The organism is Bacteroides sp. OF04-15BH (assembly GCF_003477995.1).
GTDB lineage: Bacteria > Bacteroidota > Bacteroidia > Bacteroidales > Bacteroidaceae > Paraprevotella.
Genome location: NZ_QUEM01000018.1, coordinates 58,252 through 77,443, shown reverse-complemented (window position 1 = coordinate 77,443; position 19,192 = coordinate 58,252). Strand labels below are relative to the sequence as shown.

Genomic DNA, 19,192 nt, shown 5'->3' with positions numbered 1-19,192 from the left:
AATTTTCAGGCGGTTTTTTAATTCCGCCAACAGGTTTTTTTTATATTATGCCTATTGGCATATCTGATAATTTCTTGCAATAACAATTTAGCCAGCCCTTTTTTTCTAAATTCAGGGCTGGTAAACACATTCAAGATATATCCCTCTTTCCCATTTAAATTTTCCTGGTATGGAATGCGGCTAAACAAACATAAGGATGCAATGGATATTATATCGTTATTGTTGATTACTCCGTAGCATATAAGGCTTTTATTTATATTGGAAAGGAAATATTCTTTTGTCGATTTCTCTAAATTTGACAGATTTGTTTTAGTAGAAATTTCTCCTAATTCCCGCAATAAGCAGATTCTCAAATTCCAAAATTGATTTACATCTTTTTGATCCAAAGTTATGATATTCATAAATCTGTATTTACTTTTATTTTCTCTATCTTTTATTCGTCACGTAATCGGCAAAGTTACAGATTACTCGAATGATATCATCACCCGGCAGTTTATATTATTCACGAATCAATAAAGAGGTGTATCCATTTCGATGCTCATTGCTTTGACTTCCTATTCTATCTTATCACTGCAAACTATTCACCGGATTCTTTGACTGGTGTATAATCCAAGGAGGATTCTTCATCTGTAGCTTCCAATTTAAAGATTACAGGTCGCAAACCATCATTACAACTGCATATAGCTACACCTGGTTTCTTTATCCAGTCTCCGAAATAGAAAGTTTCCTTTGAAGCACCATGCGCCAAAGCAAATACATACTGATAAATTGCTTTCCATGCTTCATCGCAAAAACCATCAGGCTTTGCATAATCAGCGTAAAATACCTGTCCTTCTTTCAACATCGGACATTTGGTCAATCCCTCTACTCCGTATTCTTTGGCCAGATCCTCTATTATAGTTTTCCTTAATACAGTTATTTTTACTTTTCTCATACTGATATTATTTTAGTTTGTACGTACTATGTAAGTCTGTATTCGATAGTGTTTCACTAAGTGTGTCTGAGGCAAAGTTACCTTAGAAGTGATGATGCAAAGTTAATAGACAATTTTATATTTTATATCAGAAAAGCTAATTTTGTGTTATAGGTGGACGAGAAAACTGGCTCTGCAGAGGAGCACCCCGTCAGCAACATGGCTATGCGTTCTGCTACCATCATGCTTTCAAGCATGAGTTCCATTAGGTCGTATAAACCATTTTCTTCCTCTGCATGCTTGCGCGTAACAAACCTGTTCCCAGCATATCATTTCCACAAAATCAAGGAAACCCGAAATCCTTTTAAAAATCGATTCTCATATACCCTCAGTTTCACATCATCAATAAAACCCACAAAATCTGAGAGTCGGTTCAGTTCCTCCATGTTCGGAGAATTATCGGCATGAAATTCCAACAAGAGCAAGGCACTTCTATAAGAACTTATTTTTTCGTACTGCGTCTGCAATTCGCGGATAATTTCATCCATACGATTGTCTGTTCCTTTAGTTGAGTATGAAGATACCATATCTGCCTCTGTTTTTTCATCCTCCAGAACATGAATGTTCGATTCACTGAAACCGATAATTTCTTTGGACATCATTCTTGTCATTGCCATCAATACATCTTCCTTTTTCATAATAAAAAATACCGTTTACTATTTATTCAACAAAAAATCATGATCACGATGCAAAGATAGATTGTGTATGCACAATATTCTTGTGCACCTCCCTATCTTTTTTGAGCCACTTTGACATTCTGACACTTTGATTTCAAAGGCTGTTGAGCCTTCCATTTTTGCAATCAGATACTGACGCATTCTAAAAAAATCAAATCTCAGAGCCTCCTAAAAACCTTATTATCCTGACAATAAAGTTCATAACACAGAAAAACAGAAGAATCCGGGCAATTGAAACAGAAGAAAACAAAAACAGAAAAACTGATTTTTGGCAGTTTTCAAAGCTCATACGGATGATTTTTTACAGTCGTCCTCACAAAGTGCGACTTCCATCACAATAATTTCAGGCAGATGCCGTGGCTATCAACACAACATAGCAAAGCAATTTTCTGTATAAATCCCGCATATATGCAAGTTTTATGCAGCATCAAAGAGAATATTTATTCGTTTATAACTCCAGACTATGCGAAACGAAAATCTGTCCCGTCAACAAGAATCATGATTTTACTTACAAAACAGATAAATGAGCAAGAAACCACTTACAGAATGACACCGGAACTTCTGCGGAACATACCCGCCAAATATATGGAAAAGTCCAGGAAAAATACAGCCAGAAAAATCAAGATTCAGACCATGATTTTCTTTTTCTTTGCGACATTCTGTCCTGCGCAAGAAACCCTGACAGCCTCTACATTTATATTGATTTAGACTTTCCGCATCGGAAAATGTAATGCAGGTTAAAGATGTTTCCATATTCTATAAACAGATCAGAAAAGGCACGGTGTTTGTTTTCATCTTGATACAATGAAGGAACAGGTATGAAGACAAAAGAAGATAAAAAGAACGGACTACAGTCCCATGACGTGATTGTCATGAACTTTTCAGGAGTATATGAACTGGAGAAAATTCCCCATAACAATAATTACAAATGGTTGGACTGTCGGCATCTTTCAGGAACAGACAGTTATTGCGATGAGGAAGGAAAAGATGCGCTGAAAAGAATCATCAGCCCCTACCCTGTTCAGGGCATTCATTTTATTGATTCCGGAAATTATCATTACATAACCAAATTCTGGACGGACAAAATCAATGAGCCTTTTGTATTGGTGGTGTTCGACCATCATCCGGATATGCAACCGTCACTTTTTGAAGATATCCTTTCCTGCGGCAGTTGGGTAAAAGATGTTTTGGACAGCAATGCGAACTGCCGAAAAGTAATTATCGTCGGAGCTTCTGAAAAACTGATCCATGCCGTACCACACGGCTACGAAGGAAAAGTGCATTTTTATAGTGATCATGACCTTAACCGTGAGGAAAGCTGGAAAAGATTCTCTCACGAACTGATTTCCAACCCGGTCTATATTTCAATCGACAAGGATGTACTTTCTCCTGAATACGCAATCACCAACTGGGATCAGGGTTCGATGAATCTGAAGGAACTGGAAGAATTGCTTCACATCATCATCCGACAGCATCCGGTTCTGGGAATAGATGTCTGCGGTGAATTCAAGCCCAACGCCAACTTGACGGAAAATTTAAAGGACGCCACTATTGACGGACATATCAATCGGGCCCTGTTACATTTGCTAAAAGGGTAAGCGTTCTCTGAAAGATGCAAACAGATCAGCAGAAAAGATATCATGCTACGATTTATCATCTTTGTCAGCATGATCATCCGACTTTGAAAACAAGAGATAATACATGGTGCCAAACATATAGCCGATAGCTATGCCTACGGCCAGCTTTCCCATAGCTGATCCTAATATCATACCAAAAAGCATTCCCAATGACAAACAAAGGGAATAGCCCGGTTTTTTCTCCTTTTCCTTACTCATGGCTTTAATGAATATAACGTTCTTTCTGCATCTACATATCATAACGGATGCAGATCAAAGATAGTAAAAAAACAATTAGCAGAATCAAATGAATGCTCATTTAATTCTGCTAACGGGTTAATTGGTCATGCCATCAAAAGTAAGAATACAATCTTTATCCAAAGGATAAATCTTATTTCTGGGCATTAGGATCTTTTTTCCTTAAATCATTTAAGATTTTCCCTGCTGTTTTTAAAAGAACCACCACATCCGTAGGATCAACATCCTTCAGAAGACCTCTTTTCGATAATTTGCTCATAGTGCATTTCATTTAAAGTGAGTGATTAATGTTTTTTCTCCAGAGTAACCGAACCATTGGGATTGAAGGTTACATTATAACCATTCGATAAGCCTTTATACGCAAGCGTGGCACTGCATAGAATCATCAGTTCTGTAGTGGAAATAGAAAGCGGACCAGCTGTCAATCCAATCGCAGCCGCCGCACCCACAGCTGAAGCACCACCGGTAAAAGGAATGGCTGCCAGACTGCCTACCAGCAAGGTAGCACTGCCTATCCTGGCCATTTTCTTGCGTTTCTTGCTTCGGATGATTTTCTGTGCCAATTCACCACCTACGTCAATTCTTGATTGACCGGATTTAATTGCTTCTGACAATTGAGATTTAGTTGTAATCATGTGCTATTAGTTTTTACTGGTTAATATATTTTTCTTCTTTATTTCTCATGTTCTGATTGATTATCCATACTTTTCCAGATTCTCCGATAGGAGGATTTACGCAACATACTGAGTATCCCCGAAGGCATCGTATGCCACGAGCCGCATTGAGGACATTGGCGGGGCACAGACAGACTGGTGGCCATAAACTCCAGATCCACATCCATAAATCTGTTCCCGCACTGGTCGCAAACGAATTCAGTAGTACCCCTATGCATTTTCCATGTTTTTTAAAGTCAACATAAATCCGGACATCATAGCATAGTAGGTTTCTTCGTATCCGATGCGGGCACTTGGATGATAACTGTCTATAACGACCTTTCCGGTAGAAGGCGAATAATAAATCCAGCCATCAGTCCCGTCAACAGGACACAAATCCTCCAGATATTGAGACTTCACAAAGTTCAATATCAGATTCTGCCCGTTCGCGTTTCCGCAACACAGGATGACATCAGCATCGTATAAGGCGATTTGTTCTTTGAGGAATCTGGAATATCGGTTGATATATTCCGACAAAGTCTTTTGACTAATTGCAGCCCCGCCACACTGCTTTTTGCAGTTAACATGTGCGATGGGAGCCTTTTCGAAGAAAGGACCGGAGAGTTCCATATTCCGTGCTTCTTCAAAATCCGGATAATAATTAGGGGTAGAATGAAGGATTCCGTAACTCCACATTCTGAGATTCTTGATAAAGGGTACTCCCTTCTGATAAGAGAAATCGATAACATTCGGACGCCCGGTTTCCTCCCGGATGTTCCAGGCTTCGGTATCATTCAGTTCTTTGGTGATGATGAGCAGATTGCGCTCTGCCTTCAGCCATAAAGTTTCTTCATCACCTGTTTCACGATGCCATGCATTATCTTCAAAAAAGATCTTACCTCGATACAAAATTCCATCTTCTGAAAACTCTTGGGCATCATGGAGTCTTTCCGCTTCTTCACGCCATGCGTCAAGAATCTGCTGTTCGCTTTTCTTCATACAGGATTTCATTGCCAGCTATTATTTAAAGGTTCATATACGTTTTGCATTGCAGCTCCTTTTTATCAGCTCTGCAATGCAAAAGTATATCAAAATCAAAGCTTCCTGAAATCCTTTGCTTTTTATAATGTTAATGATTTGTTATCGGCCACGAGCTACTCTTATAAACATTTGTTATACAGCAATATAACCATCACAAGAGTACAAAAAAGCTGCCGTTTTTTACTAGTTTTTTACTAACGAAAATCCAACCCGATTTAAGTTCTCAGAGCTTGGAGGAGCTGCCCATCCTTTTTATTTTGTAGTCCTTATCCCGGGTATCGACCATCATAAACACTGCCTTCATTTTTCTGGTAATATCATCCTCAAAGGCAGCCGACAGTTCGCTATGTATGAATTTATAACCGAACATTCTGGACATGCAACCATTGGTATATTTCGGAACATTAAAAGTCTGCTTTAAGTATCTCATGAAAGTCTCTTTATGATTATTCATGATTCCGTTGCCGAATACAATCCGGTCTCCTGCGCGTACCAGTATCTTTCGGGTAACCAGCTGTTTGAACAGGGAGGCTACATCTTTTATCTTGGGGGGTCTTCCCACACCCTGACGTACTCCCATACCACTCGCCGAACGCTCTTCTATCGTTTTCAGTCCAAACAGTTCTATGGCATTCGGACTGTTAAAGTACTCATTAAACAGCGATTCTATCCAGCCTTTTGTTACCTTACCCGGAATAATATGATATTGTCTCTGCAAGAAACTTTCCTTTTTCCCGTTAATTTCCGTTCCGGCTTCATAGTTAAGAAACAGATACACGGAAAGCACCGGAATGTCAACCTTACCGAAATAAGTCAAATTGCTATTGGCTATCAGGCAATCTCTTATGGCTTCATTCCATACGAAAATAAGATGCGGTTTCAGTTCGTCCACAACCTGAGCGAATGCCTCATGATCCGTATCATACAAAGCTTTGTTTTCGGAGTATTTCGGCGAACTTCCATCCGGCCAATAATGCTGGATATAATTGGTAAAGGCTACCTGCTCCCAGAATTCACTTTTTTCCTGATCGGTCAGATGATCCCGCTTATTCAGCATGAGATAGGTAAACGCACTGAATGCCTGATAAGAAAAACCTTCCAGATAAGAGTTGACCTCTATGGTATCACTGTTCGACAGCCGGTAGTATTCCTGATCTTCCTTATCCAGATAACAAGGACATTTCTGGTCCATCTCAAAAATAGTGCTGCTGGAAGCGCATTCCTTTTTCAGATGAACACAATTCGAATACGGACAGCGAAAATGAGAGCCCGCAATAAGCACTCGCAGTCCGCCAACCCCTTTCCAATAATTCTGCCCTACCCTTGGCTTGAAAAAATATTTCTGCATATCCGTTTCCATATTTTTATGTATAAAAGGAAAGACCGCCCTTATCGGTTGCCTTCCCCAATCATCAGATGCAAACAAAGTTAGACATTAAATGCAGAACCTCCAACGATTGTATTTAATAAAATCGTATCTTTGTAGGTATATAAAAGACCTATTAAAAATCAGTCAATATATGGTACAGATTCTAGTAATTGATGATGAGGAACCGATTCGCAAACTATTAGCCCGGATTATAGAGCTAGAGGGCTATAAGGTATCTACGGCTAGTTGTTGCAGCGACGCATTGCAACAGCTGCGCAAGCAGGACTTTGACGTGATTCTTTGCGATGTGTTCTTGCCGGACGGAAATGGAGTTGATTTTATTTTTGATATTAAAAAATATTCCAGCGATGCTGCCATCATATTATTAACCGCACATGGAAATATTGAAGATGGTGTGCAGGCCATCAAGAACGGGGCGTTTGACTACATTACCAAAGGGGACGATAACCGCAAGATCATTCCTACGATAAATCGCGCGGTTGATGAAACGGAAAAAAAGAAAGGCAAGAAACCTGCTTCTGTGGCCTATTCCTTTGACACCATCGTTGGACAGTCGCAAGAGCTGAAACAGGCCATCGCACTGGCACAGAAGGTTTCCAAAACAGATGCTGCAGTATTGCTGACCGGAGAAACAGGTACCGGAAAAGAGGTCTTTGCTCATGCCATTCATCAGGGCAGCGAAAGAGCGGCACTGCCGATTGTAGACATAAACTGTTCGGCTTTCAGTAAGGACCTGCTGGAAAGCGAATTGTTTGGCTATAAGGCCGGTGCCTTTACCGGAGCACTAAAGGATAAAAAAGGGTTGTTTGAGGTGGCAAACCATGGAACCATCTTTTTGGATGAAATCGGAGAAATGGCTTTCGACCTTCAGGCGAGACTTCTACGTGTTCTGGAAACCGGAGAGTATATCAAGATTGGAGATACCAAACCGACCAAGGTGGATGTCAGAATCATATCTGCTACCAACAGGGATCTGAAGAAAGAAATAGAGAACGGCAACTTCCGTGAGGACTTATATTTCCGTTTATCCGTATTCCAGATCAACCTGCCTCCGTTGCGGGAGAGAAAAGAGGATATTGAAAGCCTATCCGATATGTTCCTGGACCGGTTTGCCAATAAGCTGAAGAAGAAAATTACGGGCATCACTCCGGAGGTGCTTCATATTCTAAAAAATGCAGAATGGAAGGGAAATGTCAGAGAGCTTCGGAATGTGATAGAAAGATGTTCCATTGTCTGCGAAGGTCAAATAACCTTTGAAGATTTGCCTCTGGACTTGCAGAAAAGCAAATCTGATGTTTCACCGGCGAAGGACAGTTTTGAACTGGCGGAAATCGAACGGATGCATATTATCAAAGTGTTGCAGTACACCCACGGCAACAAAACAGAAACGGCACGTCTTTTAAAGATCGGACTGGCAACTCTTTACCGTAAGATTGAAACTTATAAGATAAGTGTGTAACCATAAAAACAACCGTTTATAAGCAATTGACTGAGGTGCTTATAAACGGTTGTTTGCTATGAGACATCTGCCCAATTATGCTTTTAAGCGTAAAGTGAAGCAACTGCCTTTTCCGATTTCACTCTCTACGGTCAAGGTACCGCCGTGTGCCTCCACAAAATCCTTCGAAATGGACAATCCCAGTCCGCTACCTTGAACCTTGGTACCCGGCACCCGGAAGTAATGATCAAAAATGCTCTGGTGATAGCGCGGGTCTATGCCCTTGCCAAAATCACGAACAAACATTTCAATATAATTGTCATCCGTCTGGCGGGCACCAATAATGATGCGACCGTTTTCTGGAGAATAACGAATGGCATTCGAAAGCAGATTGGTCAGCACCCAGGCGATCTTTTCGCTGTCTACAAACAGCTTTCCGATTTTGTTCTCCGGATATTGTACTTCTATCTGAATGTTGAACTTTTCGGCCTGCACCCGATTGGCCTTTATGGCATATTCTATCAGTTCTATAGGTTTTGTGATACGGGGTTTGAGTTGCAGTTTGCCAGACTCTACTTGCGTCATATTGAGTAGTTCGCCCGTAATATTCAGCAAGCGTTCGCTATTATCCTGAATACTTTGCGCCAACTCCTTTTGTTCCTCGTTCAGATCCCCGATTCGGCTGTCTTCGAGCAACTGCAAACTCATCATAATGGCAGAAATAGGCGTTTTCAGTTCGTGTGATATGGTCGAAATGAAAGTGGTCTTGGCAGAATCCAGTTCCTTGAATTCCGTGATATTTTTAAGCAGAATGACATATCCCTCATTTATAGAATCGGAAGGATCATTTCCGGACTTGTCAATCTGCATGTACTTCATCTGAAAATAGCTTTCCTTATTATCGGCATATATTTTCAGAGGCTCCGTTTTGGTGACTTTATTTTCTTTTTGTGAATCCATGAGTTCACGTATGAGCCTTCTCAACAAATCATTTCTCAGGGATATATCCTGAGCCGGTTTCTGCAAAACCTCCTCACGCTTTAAATTGAGAACATTCAGAGCCTCATCATTGATAAACAAAATAGTCAGCTCATTATCCAGCCCGATAATAGGTTCCTTGACACTGTTGATAATGGCTTCCATATAGTTTTTGGCAGCCTTTATTTGGGCCAGGGTACTGGAATGATAATCCGACAGCCGTTTCGCCATCCGGTTGAAATTCTCGGAAACTTCTGCAAATTCGTGACTTTCCAGATTCAACCGGCAATCATAATTATGGTTGGCGATATCCTTGATTCCGTCGATAATCTTTTTGATCGGTTTGTTGAAATACGAAGGCAGAACTGCCAGCATGAAAATGCCGATCACAATACAAAAACCTCCAATCGTCGAAATCCAAAGCAGTGCACGCTGCAGTCCCGGACCCGCAGCAGGGCTGTTGGGCTCTGTTGCCGTCAAGATCTGCAAGTTCACAATCGAAAGCGAAACCAGAAGCACAATCATGGCAACAAGTACTCCTATTACCAGCGTCAATTTTGTCTTAATATTCATAACACGTTTTTTTATTGCGGAAAGATAATCAATTTTATATCCATCTCTGAAAGATTTTTAAGAAAATATGCATAACGATGGATTTTAAAAATCTTACTCCAATTAAAAGTGGGTTGTCCGATACAAACTGTGGTGACATGACGCTCACGGCAGACATCAAGAACAGCCTGTATGACATCCGGTGCCGCGACTTGTATCAATTCGCCGCCCAATTCGGTTACCAGCTTAAAATGGTTGAGCAGATGCCTTTGGACAGACAGATTGATTCTATCGGGACTTTCGGAAGGCGTTTGAACATATAGCGTCATAAAATCGGTATTGTATCGGGACGCAAGCCGTGCCGTACGGCGTATGATATGCCTCGGAGTCTTTTCATTGCTGCTGATACAGGCAAGGTACAATTCACGATGGACCGCTTTTTCTTCCGGGATTACTTCGGTCTCCACTTTCCTTTCCACCCTAAATGCCACCTCTTTAAGAGCCAGTTCGCGTAATTGAAGGATATTTTCCGTCTTGAAGAAATTATCAAGAGCCGTTTGTATCTTCTCGGCCTTATATATTTTCCCGGCTTTCAAGCGATTGATAAGTTCTTCAGCGGTCAAGTCAATGTTGACAACCTCGTCCGCTTCCTCCAAGACCTTGTCCGGAATACGCTCCTTTACTTCGATTCCGGCAATCCCCTTAATATCCTCATTCAGACTTTCTATGTGTTGGATATTCACCGCGGATATGACATTGATACCCGCCTCCAGAAGATCCATCACATCCTGCCAACGCTTTTCATTCCGGCATCCGCCGACATTGGTATGCGCCAACTCATCCACAATCACCAGTTCCGGATGTAACTGAAGGATGGCATCCAGATCCATTTCTTCCAGTTCCTTGCCCTTGTAGAATATCTTTTTGCGAGGAATGACCGGCAATCCTTGCAGCTGTGCTTCCGTACCGGCCCGCCCGTATGTCTCCACATAACCAATCTGTACGTCAATGCCGTTGTCCAACATTTCATGGGCCTCTTGCAGCATCTTGTAGGTCTTGCCTACGCCGGCTATCATTCCGATATAGATTTTAAAGACCCCTCTTTGTGAGCGTTTTATCAGATTTAAAAAGTGACGTACATTTTCTTCTCTATTTGCCATTGCCTTATTTGATTTCAGCACTCAGTCCAAAAATGCTTGTTAAACAAAAGCAGGATACCAAAAATCTCCAAACGTCCGATAAGCATCAAGGCCGAAAGTATCCATTTAGCGGCATCCGGCAGAGAAGCCCAGGAATAGACCGGTCCATAGGCTCCCAATCCCGGACCGACATTACCGATAGCAGACACAACGGTACTGAATGATTCCGTCAGGCCAACTCCAAAGCACATCAGCAAGGTCCAGCCTATAAATATACAGATCAAATAGGTGACAAAGAACGTATAGACCAATGCCGATGTTTGCACAGTAACCTGACCGTTGTCCACATGAACCGGCAGGACAGCCCTTGGATGCAGCATTTGCTTGAACTGGTTTCTGATGTTCTGAAAAATAATCAACAAACGTAAATTCTTGACGCCGCCACTGGTGGAACCGGTACAGCCGCCGGATATCATGGCAAAAATAAGCAGCATCCAGGTGAATGGAGGCCATAGATTATAATCGTCTGTAGCAAAGCCGCACGATGTGTGTACGGTAGCCACCTGGAATAAGGCTTTGCGGAATGCCGTTTCAACATCATAATAATCGGTTATGAACAGGGCAAATGCAATGACGATCGTAAGAATGAATATGGATGCAAGGAACCAATGCAACTCTCCATCCTTAAACAGCTTCTTGTATTTTCCATTCAAAGCAAAATAATATAAAGAGAAATTTACACCGGACAAAATCATAAATATGGATATCACATATTCTATGTAGGGTGAATTCCAATAAGAGATGCTATCCTGCTTGGTGGAAAAACCACCGGTTGCCGTAGTGGCAAAGGCCTGGCACAAGGCATCAAACAGGTTCATACCACCAAACAGCAACAACACGGTCTCCAACAAAGTCAGTCCGATATAAATAAGCCACAGACAGCGGGCCATCACCTTGATTTTAGGGTGAATCTTGTCATGGGTAACTCCTGTCGCTTCAGATAAGAAAAGCTGCTGGCTGCTGCCGCTGAACAAAGGAAGCAATGCTATGGTAAAAAGAACAATGCCAAGGCCTCCGATCCATTGTGTAAAGCTGCGCCAAAAAAGCAAGCCATGTGGCAAGGATTCGATATTATTCAATATGGTGGCTCCCGTGGTGGTGAAACCGGACATGGTTTCAAAGAAAGCATCGGCGACAGAGGGTATATATCCACTTAAATAGAAAGGTAACATACCCAAAAGCGTAAACAATATCCAGGAGACACTGACAATAAAATATCCGTCGCGTCTGGAAACATTGTTGCACTTACGGTTACCGGCAAGTACCATGACTCCACCGATCCCCATATTGATCAACATGGTCCAAATAAAATAGATATAACTGCTTTCCTGATAAATGGCAGATACACCGGCACAGATTGCAAATAATCCGGCTTCTACTAAGACCAATATACCCAAAACATAAGAAACTGTTCCGAAATTAATCAGACCGTCGTTCTTGCTTTTGAATGAAAACGAATTTGTTTGATAAGCCTCTTTCATATACAATATCTTTTTCTTGACTTATAGACAAATCACATGCCACAAAAGCAAACGAACCGATAATCTACTAAATTACAATGTATTATGAAAATCATATTTTATAAAAAGAAAAATTACCCTTCTCATTATGAGAAACATCTATCTCCATAATGAGAAGGGTAATACAGGCAGGTCATCAAAATCCTGCTACTAGGTCTGTTTGATTTTATGATTCAACTCTGTTTATCTATGGTCGGATTCGCCTCTTCCAGGGCAACATTCAGTTTTAAGACATTTATCTTGGCAGGACCGAAGATGCCCAAAAGTGGTTGCTCAACCATCTTGTCGACAATGGCTTTCACATCAGCTTCCTTCATTCCCCGTGCCTCGGCAACCCGTTTTATCTGGACATACGCACATTCGGGTGTTATGTCGGGATCAAGACCAGAAGCACTCGCCGTAACCATCTCGGCAGGAACATCCGCGCGCTTCAAATAAGGATGATGCAGCAGAAATGTATCAATTCTGGCTTCAACCTCTGCAAGATATTCCTCATTGGTAGCTCCCTTATTGCTCCCCGCAGAACTTGTTCCGTCATACCCGGCACCGGCACATGAAGGTCTGCCCCAAAAGAACACATCCTTTGTAAAGACTTGCCCCACGTTGGCTACGCCAACAACTTTGCCGTTGAGTTTCACCGTTTCTACATTCCCTCCTTCACCGGGAGCCGCGAACTGTGCAAAAATCCACAATACCAATATATAGCATACTGAAAGAAACACACAAAACACAATTGTGATTCTTATTGATTTCATTAAATTCTTCATAACTGTCTTCGTTTTTATTCTCAGCAAAATAATCCTACAAATAAATCTATAAGCTTGATTCCTACGAAAGGAGCGATAATCCCTCCCACTCCATAAATCAGAAGGTTTCTGCGCAGCAAGGCACCGGCCCCTATCGGTTTGTATTCCACTCCTTTCAGTGCCAGCGGAATCAGAACCGGTATGATTATGGCATTGAAGATGATGGCAGAAAGGATGGCGCTCTCCGGACTATGCAGCCCCATGATGTTCAGCGCTCCCAACTGGGGTACGGAAATCATAAACAAGGCCGGGATGATAGCAAAATACTTGGCCACATCGTTTGCTATGGAAAAGGTGGTCAGTGTGCCACGGGTCATCAGCAGCTGCTTGCCTATTTCAACAATCTCAATAAGTTTGGTCGGATCGTTATCCAGATCGACCATATTACCGGCTTCTTTGGCGGCCTGAGTACCACTGTTCATGGCCACACCGACATTTGCCTGGGCAAGAGCGGGCGCATCATTTGTTCCGTCCCCCATCATAGCGACCAGCTTACCGGCAGCCTGTTCCTTCTTAATATAATTCATCTTGTCTTCGGGTTTGGCCTCCGCAATGAAATCATCTACCCCGGCTTTCTCTGCAATATATTTTGCGGTCAGAGGATTGTCACCGGTAACCATTACAGTTTTTACCCCCATCTTACGCAGGCGTTCAAACCGTTCCTCAATACCCGGCTTGATAATATCCTGCAACTCGATAACTCCGGCTATTTCCTTATTGATACAGACCACCAGCGGGGTACCGCCATTACTGGTTATTTGCTTTATCACATCCTCCGTTTCTTTAGGAAATTCATTTCCCGCTTCGTTTACAAGATTACGAATGGCGTCAAAGGCTCCCTTTCGGATTTGAGTGCCATCCTTCAGATTTATTCCCGAACATTTGGTTTCGGCCGTAAATTTAATCATGTGCGCTCCTTCCGTATTCAGATTGCGCATCCGCAATCCTTGCTCTCGGCCTAACTCTATAATCGATTTTCCTTCGGGGGTATCATCGGAAACTGAAGACAACATGCACGCTTCCATAAAACGACGTTTATCAAAACCTGCAACCGGATAAAAATCTGTTGCCTTACGGTTACCGATGGTTATGGTTCCGGTCTTGTCAAGCAGCAGTGTATCTACGTCACCGGCTGTTTCAACCGCTTTACCCGATTTGGTGATCACATTTGCGCGTAACGCACGATCCATTCCGGCAATACCGATTGCAGAAAGTAAACCTCCGATGGTGGTAGGTATCAAACAAACGAAGAGTGACAGAAATGCGGCAATGGTAATGGCGGTATTGGAATAGTCGGCCAACGGTTTCAACGTGATACAGACAACAAGAAAAACCAGCGTAAATACAGCCAAAAGTATGGTAAGCGCTATTTCATTCGGTGTTTTCTGACGACTTGCCCCTTCTACCAAGGCTATCATTTTATCCAGGAAACTTTCTCCGGGTTGGGTCGTTACAACCATCCGAATATGATCTGAAAGGACTTTTGTTCCACCCGTAACGGAACTCTTGTCTCCCCCTGCCTCACGAATTACAGGAGCGGACTCGCCAGTAATGGCACTTTCATCGATGGATGCCAGTCCTTCTATGATTTCACCGTCAGCAGGAATCACATCGCCTGCTTCGCACTCGAACACATCTCCCTTTTTAAGTTGCGAACTGCTTACGGTCTTTATCTTGCCGTTAACAATCAGTTTTGCAGGGGTCTCTTCACGAGTCTTACGCAAACTGTCTGCCTGCGCCTTGCCTCGAGCCTCAGCAATGGCTTCAGCAAAGTTGGCGAACAACAATGTCAGGAAAAGTATGATAAATACCCAAAGATTATAAACAAATGAGCCTTGTGACGTGCTGAATGCAGAATATACGGTAACGACCAACATAATCACCGTTGAAACTTCCACGGTAAACATGATCGGGTTCTTGATCATTACTTTCGGATTCAGCTTGACTAATGACTGTTTCAGGCTTTCTACAACCTGCTCCTTTTGAAACAGGGATGTATTTTGATCTTTTGAATTCATGTCTTAAAATTTTTTGTTTATCGGTTGAACAGAGTACAAACTTGCTGTAATGTAATTACCTTTCTGACCAACTCAAACCTCGTTATTTAAAATCATAATGAAAAATGTTCTGCAATGGTACTTAATGCCTGTACCGGGAAGAATGACAATGCTGCAACAATGAATATCACTGCAAATGTCATCACTCCGAAGGTTACGGTATCTGTCTTCAAGGTTCCGGCACTCTCCGGTATATATCTCTTCTGCGCCAAAAGGCCAGCTATGGCAACCTGTCCAATAATCGGTATAAACCGGCTCAGTATTAATACGATGCCACATGATACATTCCAGAACCAGGTGTTATCGCCAAGTCCCTCAAAACCCGAACCGTTATTCGCGGCACACGAAGTGAACTCATACAACATTTCTCCAAGTCCGTGAAAACCGGGATTGTTCAGCCAGCCTCCTTCACTTTCTACAAATGCCGGAGCGTGCACATAGAGATAGGCAGCAAGAGCTGTACCGACAAGAATCACAAACGGATGAAGAAGGGCTACGATTGAAGCAATCTTCATTTCTTTTGCCTCAACTTTATGGCACATGAATTCCGGAGTACGTCCTACCATCAATCCACTGATGAAAACTGCGATTATCAGGAAGGTAAAGTAGTTCATCCAACCAACTCCTACCCCACCAAACCAGGTATTGATTTGCATGTTCAGCATTTCAATCATACCGGAAAGCGGCATCGTAGAATCGTGCATACCGTTTACAGAACCATTCGATGTAACGGTCGTGACAACGCTCCAGAATCCTGTTGCACCGGCTCCCAAACGAACTTCTTTTCCTTCCATGGCTCCACCATCCTGAGCTATGCCCATTGCATCAATTCTTGGGTTACCTCCCATTTCCTGAGATACATTGATGCATACCCCTATGAGAAACGCTGTGAGCATTACTCCATATATACTATAACCTAATTTTTTACGGTCAACATAGAAACCAAATGCAAAAACCATCGCCATTGGGAGCATAAGAATGGAACAACACTCTGTCATATTGGACAAGTAGGTAGGGTTTTCCAACGGATGGGAAGAGTTCGCACCATAATAACCACCACCATTGGTTCCTAACTGTTTGATAGGAACAATTGCCGCTGCAGGTCCTTGCGAGATACTCTGAGGAGCACCTTCAAGAGTCGTTATTTCCATTTTGCCTTCAAATCCCATAGGAATTCCTTGCGTAATCAGGATGAAACCGACGACAAGCGATAAGGGAAGAAGGATACGGGTACAGCTCAGCACAAGATATCTCCAGAAGTTGCCAATCGTTTGGGTTGTTTTTTCGCCAAGCGCTTTCATGATGCCAGCCATAGCGGCCATACCTGTAGCCGCTGTTATAAATTGGAACAGCATGATGACAAACAGTTGTGTGAAATAGGTCAGATTGGTTTCACCACTATAGTGTTGCTCATTACAGTTGACCATAAAAGAAATGCAAGTATTGAAAGCCTGATGTGCTGTCTGACCGATGTTCCCGTCGGGATTCAAAGGCAGAAGCCCTTGCGTGACCAGTAGAACCATACCCCACACAAACCAGAAGGCATTGACCACAAGCAAAGCTCTCAGAAACTGTTTCCAGTTCATCTTTTCTTCCGGATTGATTCCTGAAAGCCGGAAGATTAAACGTTCTACCGGTTTCATAAAATCACTCCACACCTTTTTGCCTTTATAAACCTTGGCAATATATTTTCCTAACGGGTAACTTAATACCACCATTAAAACGATTTGCGCTATGACGCCCAATATTTCTGTATTCATACTCTGATATTTTTAGCGAACAGTCTTAATACCTTGTTAACTCATTTTTCTAGAACTTTTCCGGTTTAACCAGAACATACATCAAATAGCAAAACATAATAAGGCCAATAATGAATAATACCGTATACATAAATCTTTTCTCCTTTTCATTTAAATGTTTTCAAACCAATCAATACATTTCTCAAATAACCAAAAGCAACCTATACCCATCAACAAACAGACGGCAAAACCAATTGTAAATAGTTCCATATTTTTTTTATGTTTAAAATTCATTATTACTAATACAATCGGTATGCCTGAAAAGGAATAAATTACATAACAACCTGGATATTAATACAATAAAATCACATAGCTTTATCCAAGTGCCTTTAGTTCCTTCTCAATTTGATAAATGGATATTATTATTGTGATAGGATCTTTTTGAGAATTGTCAAGCGAAACAGAAAAAATAATTATAGTGTATACAGTATAGAATTAGATAAGAGTAGAAATAAAAAATTAAGATTACGGCAAATGATGCCCAGGCTAAAAATCAGACAGTCTGAAGAATCTAACAGAAAACTGCCGAAAGAATAATAGAAAAATCTTTGAAAGTAGTAAAGGAGGTAACTATTATATTAGGTACATCAAGATTTTAAATAAACAGCAATAGCGAATATTATTATGAGAATGATGTAATAAAGAGTCATAAATATATGTTTTAGAATAAATTTCTTTGTTTTTTCTGTATCTATACCTAAATTTGGCATAAGTACTTATGCATTTTTGTGGCATAACATAATTAAACAGGTCTTTATGGCAGCAAACAAATTTGGTAGATATATATGGTTGGTAGATTTAATCAGATGCCATCCATATATCACATTCAAGGAGATAAGTGAAAAATGGGAATATTGTGGACTAGGTGATGGCAGACCATTACCGTGGAAGACATTTATGAATCATAAAGATGCAGTACAGACTATCTTTGATATAATCATTTCCTGCGATGCTAAACGCGGATATGGTTATTATATAGAAGACGCAGATTTATTGGAGGGTGATACCTTCCGTTCATGGCTGATTGATTCATATGCCACACTGAACCAGCTTCAGGCAGACAAAAAGTTAGAGAAACGCATCTCCTTTGAGAAGATTCCTTCAGGAAATAAGTTTTTACAGACTCTTCTTCAGGCAATGCGTCAGAATTATGTAGTAGAAATTACCCACCAGGGCTTTGGCAGGTCTCATGCAAGTACATTTCAGGTAGCGCCTTATCATCTTAAGGTCTATAATCGCCGTTGGTATCTTATAGGATGGTCTGTCTATTCAGAGGATATAAAGACATATGCACTCGATAGGATAATCAATGTCAAAATTACGGATACAACATTTAAACTTCCAGATTCATTTGATATAAATAAATATTTTAAAGGATGCGTAGGCATTATCGCTGACGGAGATATTGATATTGAGCGTGTGGTAATTAGGGCATACGGATGGGCAAGAAAATACCTGGCTACTTTACCCATACATGACTCTCAGCGTGAGATTGCATCAGATGATGAATCTACTACATTCGAAATGAAAGTCCGGCCTACATACGATTTTCTACAGGCATTGCTACAACAGACAGACCAGATAGAAGTTATCGAGCCACAATGGGTAAAGGATGAAATATGCAGGTTTGCAGAGAATATCTTATCCTATTATAAACAATCAAATAATGACTCATAAGCAGATATAAATTTCATAGCGATAAACTTTGCAACGGCAACCTCCAAATGTACTTCAGTATGTGAGGTGGGTATCTGTGTTGTACGACACGGAGAAATAGCAGAGACCCGTTCATGGCTGGTACGTACATCCGGAAGATAACCTTTATCAGTATTGGAATATAAAAGTACACGGTATCCGTCCTCTAAATACAGAAGACGCTCTGGGTTTCCGTCAGGTATGGGAGGAGATAGAACGGACTTATTTAGGTGAGTGCGATACGTTTGTGGTACATAACGTGCCTTTCGACAGAAGCTGCTTACAGCATTCTGCTGAACTTTATCGCATTCATCTCCCTGAGCTGAAATGGATATGCTCTTTGCAGATGGCACGGAATATTTACTCCTTTGGATGTAATTCTCTGGATTATCTTTGTGAACAATTAGGCATAGAGCAAGGGACACACCACAGTACAGGAGATGATATGGAAATGTGCGCGAAACTATATTTGAAGGAGTTGGAAAGTGTTGAACAATTTTATTGCAAATATCATAAATAATATATTTTTATACAATTAAA

Annotated in this window: 20 protein-coding genes; 4 read left to right on the top strand and 16 right to left on the bottom strand. The window is 41.3% G+C overall.

Annotated elements, in window-relative coordinates; genetic code table 11:
* Positions 1–17: 17 nt before the first annotated feature.
* The 3 genes from DXA74_RS09545 to DXA74_RS09535 form a co-directional block, all read right to left on the bottom strand.
* On the bottom strand, positions 18–401 hold the full coding sequence (locus DXA74_RS09545) for a GNAT family N-acetyltransferase (RefSeq protein ID WP_118527010.1): 384 nt from the start codon (positions 399–401) through the stop codon (positions 18–20).
* 176 nt (positions 402–577) lie between these two features.
* The gene (locus DXA74_RS09540; RefSeq protein WP_118527009.1) at positions 578–934 is read right to left on the bottom strand and encodes a TIGR04076 family protein; all 357 of its coding nucleotides are present in this window, start codon (positions 932–934) and stop codon (positions 578–580) included.
* Positions 935–1,242: 308 nt separating this feature from the next.
* A complete protein-coding gene (locus tag DXA74_RS09535) occupies positions 1,243–1,611 on the bottom strand; it encodes a hypothetical protein (protein ID WP_147401073.1) in 369 nt (122 codons plus the stop codon).
* An 857-nt stretch (positions 1,612–2,468) separates the two neighbouring features.
* Here DXA74_RS09535 and DXA74_RS09525 point away from each other — a divergent pair.
* Complete coding sequence (locus DXA74_RS09525; RefSeq protein ID WP_233550504.1) at positions 2,469–3,248, top strand: arginase family protein; 780 nt, start codon at positions 2,469–2,471, stop codon at positions 3,246–3,248.
* A 45-nt stretch (positions 3,249–3,293) separates the two neighbouring features.
* On the opposite strand, the gene DXA74_RS09520 is transcribed toward DXA74_RS09525, so the two are convergent.
* The 6 genes from DXA74_RS09520 to DXA74_RS09505 all read right to left on the bottom strand — a co-directional run bounded on the left by DXA74_RS09520 (position 3,294) and on the right by DXA74_RS09505 (position 6,566).
* Positions 3,294–3,485: a hypothetical protein gene (locus DXA74_RS09520; RefSeq protein ID WP_118527003.1), complete on the bottom strand. Its 192-nt coding sequence runs from the start codon at positions 3,483–3,485 to the stop codon at positions 3,294–3,296.
* Between the two features lie 172 nt (positions 3,486–3,657).
* Positions 3,658–3,783, bottom strand: a complete 126-nt coding sequence (locus DXA74_RS16870; RefSeq protein ID WP_255420803.1) for a hypothetical protein — start codon at positions 3,781–3,783, stop codon at positions 3,658–3,660.
* Positions 3,784–3,808: 25 nt separating this feature from the next.
* On the bottom strand, positions 3,809–4,159 hold the full coding sequence (locus DXA74_RS09515) for a hypothetical protein (RefSeq protein WP_118527001.1): 351 nt from the start codon (positions 4,157–4,159) through the stop codon (positions 3,809–3,811).
* 38 nt (positions 4,160–4,197) lie between these two features.
* Positions 4,198–4,416, bottom strand: coding sequence for a hypothetical protein (locus DXA74_RS16215; RefSeq protein WP_147401072.1), 219 nt, complete (start codon positions 4,414–4,416; stop codon positions 4,198–4,200).
* Positions 4,409–5,176: a hypothetical protein gene (locus DXA74_RS09510; protein ID WP_147401071.1), complete on the bottom strand. Its 768-nt coding sequence runs from the start codon at positions 5,174–5,176 to the stop codon at positions 4,409–4,411. Before DXA74_RS09510 ends, DXA74_RS16215 begins: the two co-directional genes overlap by 8 nt.
* 265 nt (positions 5,177–5,441) lie before the next feature.
* Positions 5,442–6,566 (bottom strand): hypothetical protein, encoded by a 1,125-nt coding sequence (locus tag DXA74_RS09505; protein WP_147401070.1) that lies wholly within the window; start codon positions 6,564–6,566, stop codon positions 5,442–5,444.
* A 172-nt stretch (positions 6,567–6,738) separates the two neighbouring features.
* Here DXA74_RS09505 and DXA74_RS09500 point away from each other — a divergent pair, with 172 nt between their 5' ends.
* Positions 6,739–8,067, top strand: a complete 1,329-nt coding sequence (locus DXA74_RS09500; RefSeq protein ID WP_118526995.1) for a sigma-54 dependent transcriptional regulator — start codon at positions 6,739–6,741, stop codon at positions 8,065–8,067.
* 75 nt (positions 8,068–8,142) lie between these two features.
* Here DXA74_RS09500 and DXA74_RS09495 read toward each other — a convergent pair whose 3' ends face one another.
* From DXA74_RS09495 to DXA74_RS16930, 7 genes are all read right to left on the bottom strand, one after another.
* Positions 8,143–9,597 (bottom strand): ATP-binding protein, encoded by a 1,455-nt coding sequence (locus DXA74_RS09495; RefSeq protein WP_118526993.1) that lies wholly within the window; start codon positions 9,595–9,597, stop codon positions 8,143–8,145.
* 11 nt (positions 9,598–9,608) lie between these two features.
* The gene (locus tag DXA74_RS09490) at positions 9,609–10,736 is read right to left on the bottom strand and encodes a sensor protein KdpD (RefSeq protein ID WP_118526991.1); all 1,128 of its coding nucleotides are present in this window, start codon (positions 10,734–10,736) and stop codon (positions 9,609–9,611) included.
* Positions 10,737–10,750: 14 nt separating this feature from the next.
* Positions 10,751–12,256 (bottom strand): TrkH family potassium uptake protein, encoded by a 1,506-nt coding sequence (locus DXA74_RS09485; RefSeq protein WP_118526989.1) that lies wholly within the window; start codon positions 12,254–12,256, stop codon positions 10,751–10,753.
* 212 nt (positions 12,257–12,468) lie between these two features.
* Complete coding sequence (locus DXA74_RS09480; protein WP_118526987.1) at positions 12,469–13,062, bottom strand: K(+)-transporting ATPase subunit C; 594 nt, start codon at positions 13,060–13,062, stop codon at positions 12,469–12,471.
* A 20-nt stretch (positions 13,063–13,082) separates the two neighbouring features.
* A complete protein-coding gene (gene kdpB, locus DXA74_RS09475) occupies positions 13,083–15,119 on the bottom strand; it encodes a potassium-transporting ATPase subunit KdpB (RefSeq protein WP_118526985.1) in 2,037 nt (678 codons plus the stop codon).
* A 92-nt stretch (positions 15,120–15,211) separates the two neighbouring features.
* Positions 15,212–16,918: a potassium-transporting ATPase subunit KdpA gene (gene kdpA / locus DXA74_RS09470; protein WP_118526983.1), complete on the bottom strand. Its 1,707-nt coding sequence runs from the start codon at positions 16,916–16,918 to the stop codon at positions 15,212–15,214.
* Between the two features lie 49 nt (positions 16,919–16,967).
* A complete protein-coding gene (locus DXA74_RS16930; RefSeq protein WP_118526981.1) occupies positions 16,968–17,048 on the bottom strand; it encodes a potassium-transporting ATPase subunit F in 81 nt (26 codons plus the stop codon).
* A 665-nt stretch (positions 17,049–17,713) separates the two neighbouring features.
* Here DXA74_RS16930 and DXA74_RS09460 point away from each other — a divergent pair.
* Positions 17,714–18,634, top strand: a complete 921-nt coding sequence (locus tag DXA74_RS09460) for a YafY family protein (protein WP_118527018.1) — start codon at positions 17,714–17,716, stop codon at positions 18,632–18,634.
* 160 nt (positions 18,635–18,794) lie between these two features.
* The gene (locus DXA74_RS09455; protein ID WP_370448497.1) at positions 18,795–19,172 is read left to right on the top strand and encodes an exonuclease domain-containing protein; all 378 of its coding nucleotides are present in this window, start codon (positions 18,795–18,797) and stop codon (positions 19,170–19,172) included.
* The last annotated feature ends 20 nt before the right edge of the window (positions 19,173–19,192 follow it).

Excerpts from the sequence above, each read along its gene's own strand:
- DXA74_RS09490 (WP_118526991.1), bottom strand. The coding sequence starts at position 10,736 with ATGGCAAATAGAGAAGAAAATGTACGTCACTTTTTAAATCTGATAAAA.
- DXA74_RS16930 (WP_118526981.1), bottom strand. The coding sequence starts at position 17,048 with ATGTATACGGTATTATTCATTATTGGCCTTATTATGTTTTGCTATTTG.
- DXA74_RS09480 (WP_118526987.1), bottom strand. The coding sequence starts at position 13,062 with ATGAAGAATTTAATGAAATCAATAAGAATCACAATTGTGTTTTGTGTG.
- DXA74_RS09525 (WP_233550504.1), top strand. The coding sequence starts at position 2,469 with ATGAAGACAAAAGAAGATAAAAAGAACGGACTACAGTCCCATGACGTG.
- DXA74_RS16215 (WP_147401072.1), bottom strand. The coding sequence starts at position 4,416 with ATGCATAGGGGTACTACTGAATTCGTTTGCGACCAGTGCGGGAACAGA.
- DXA74_RS09505 (WP_147401070.1), bottom strand. The coding sequence starts at position 6,566 with ATGCAGAAATATTTTTTCAAGCCAAGGGTAGGGCAGAATTATTGGAAA.
- DXA74_RS09540 (WP_118527009.1), bottom strand. The coding sequence starts at position 934 with ATGAGAAAAGTAAAAATAACTGTATTAAGGAAAACTATAATAGAGGAT.
- DXA74_RS09510 (WP_147401071.1), bottom strand. The coding sequence starts at position 5,176 with ATGAAGAAAAGCGAACAGCAGATTCTTGACGCATGGCGTGAAGAAGCG.
- DXA74_RS09535 (WP_147401073.1), bottom strand. The coding sequence starts at position 1,611 with ATGAAAAAGGAAGATGTATTGATGGCAATGACAAGAATGATGTCCAAA.
- kdpA (WP_118526983.1), bottom strand. The coding sequence starts at position 16,918 with ATGAATACAGAAATATTGGGCGTCATAGCGCAAATCGTTTTAATGGTG.
- DXA74_RS16870 (WP_255420803.1), bottom strand. The coding sequence starts at position 3,783 with ATGAGCAAATTATCGAAAAGAGGTCTTCTGAAGGATGTTGATCCTACG.
- DXA74_RS09545 (WP_118527010.1), bottom strand. The coding sequence starts at position 401 with ATGAATATCATAACTTTGGATCAAAAAGATGTAAATCAATTTTGGAAT.
- DXA74_RS09460 (WP_118527018.1), top strand. The coding sequence starts at position 17,714 with ATGGCAGCAAACAAATTTGGTAGATATATATGGTTGGTAGATTTAATC.
- DXA74_RS09485 (WP_118526989.1), bottom strand. The coding sequence starts at position 12,256 with ATGAAAGAGGCTTATCAAACAAATTCGTTTTCATTCAAAAGCAAGAAC.
- DXA74_RS09520 (WP_118527003.1), bottom strand. The coding sequence starts at position 3,485 with ATGAGTAAGGAAAAGGAGAAAAAACCGGGCTATTCCCTTTGTTTGTCA.
- DXA74_RS09515 (WP_118527001.1), bottom strand. The coding sequence starts at position 4,159 with ATGATTACAACTAAATCTCAATTGTCAGAAGCAATTAAATCCGGTCAA.
- DXA74_RS09495 (WP_118526993.1), bottom strand. The coding sequence starts at position 9,597 with ATGAATATTAAGACAAAATTGACGCTGGTAATAGGAGTACTTGTTGCC.
- DXA74_RS09500 (WP_118526995.1), top strand. The coding sequence starts at position 6,739 with ATGGTACAGATTCTAGTAATTGATGATGAGGAACCGATTCGCAAACTA.
- kdpB (WP_118526985.1), bottom strand. The coding sequence starts at position 15,119 with ATGAATTCAAAAGATCAAAATACATCCCTGTTTCAAAAGGAGCAGGTT.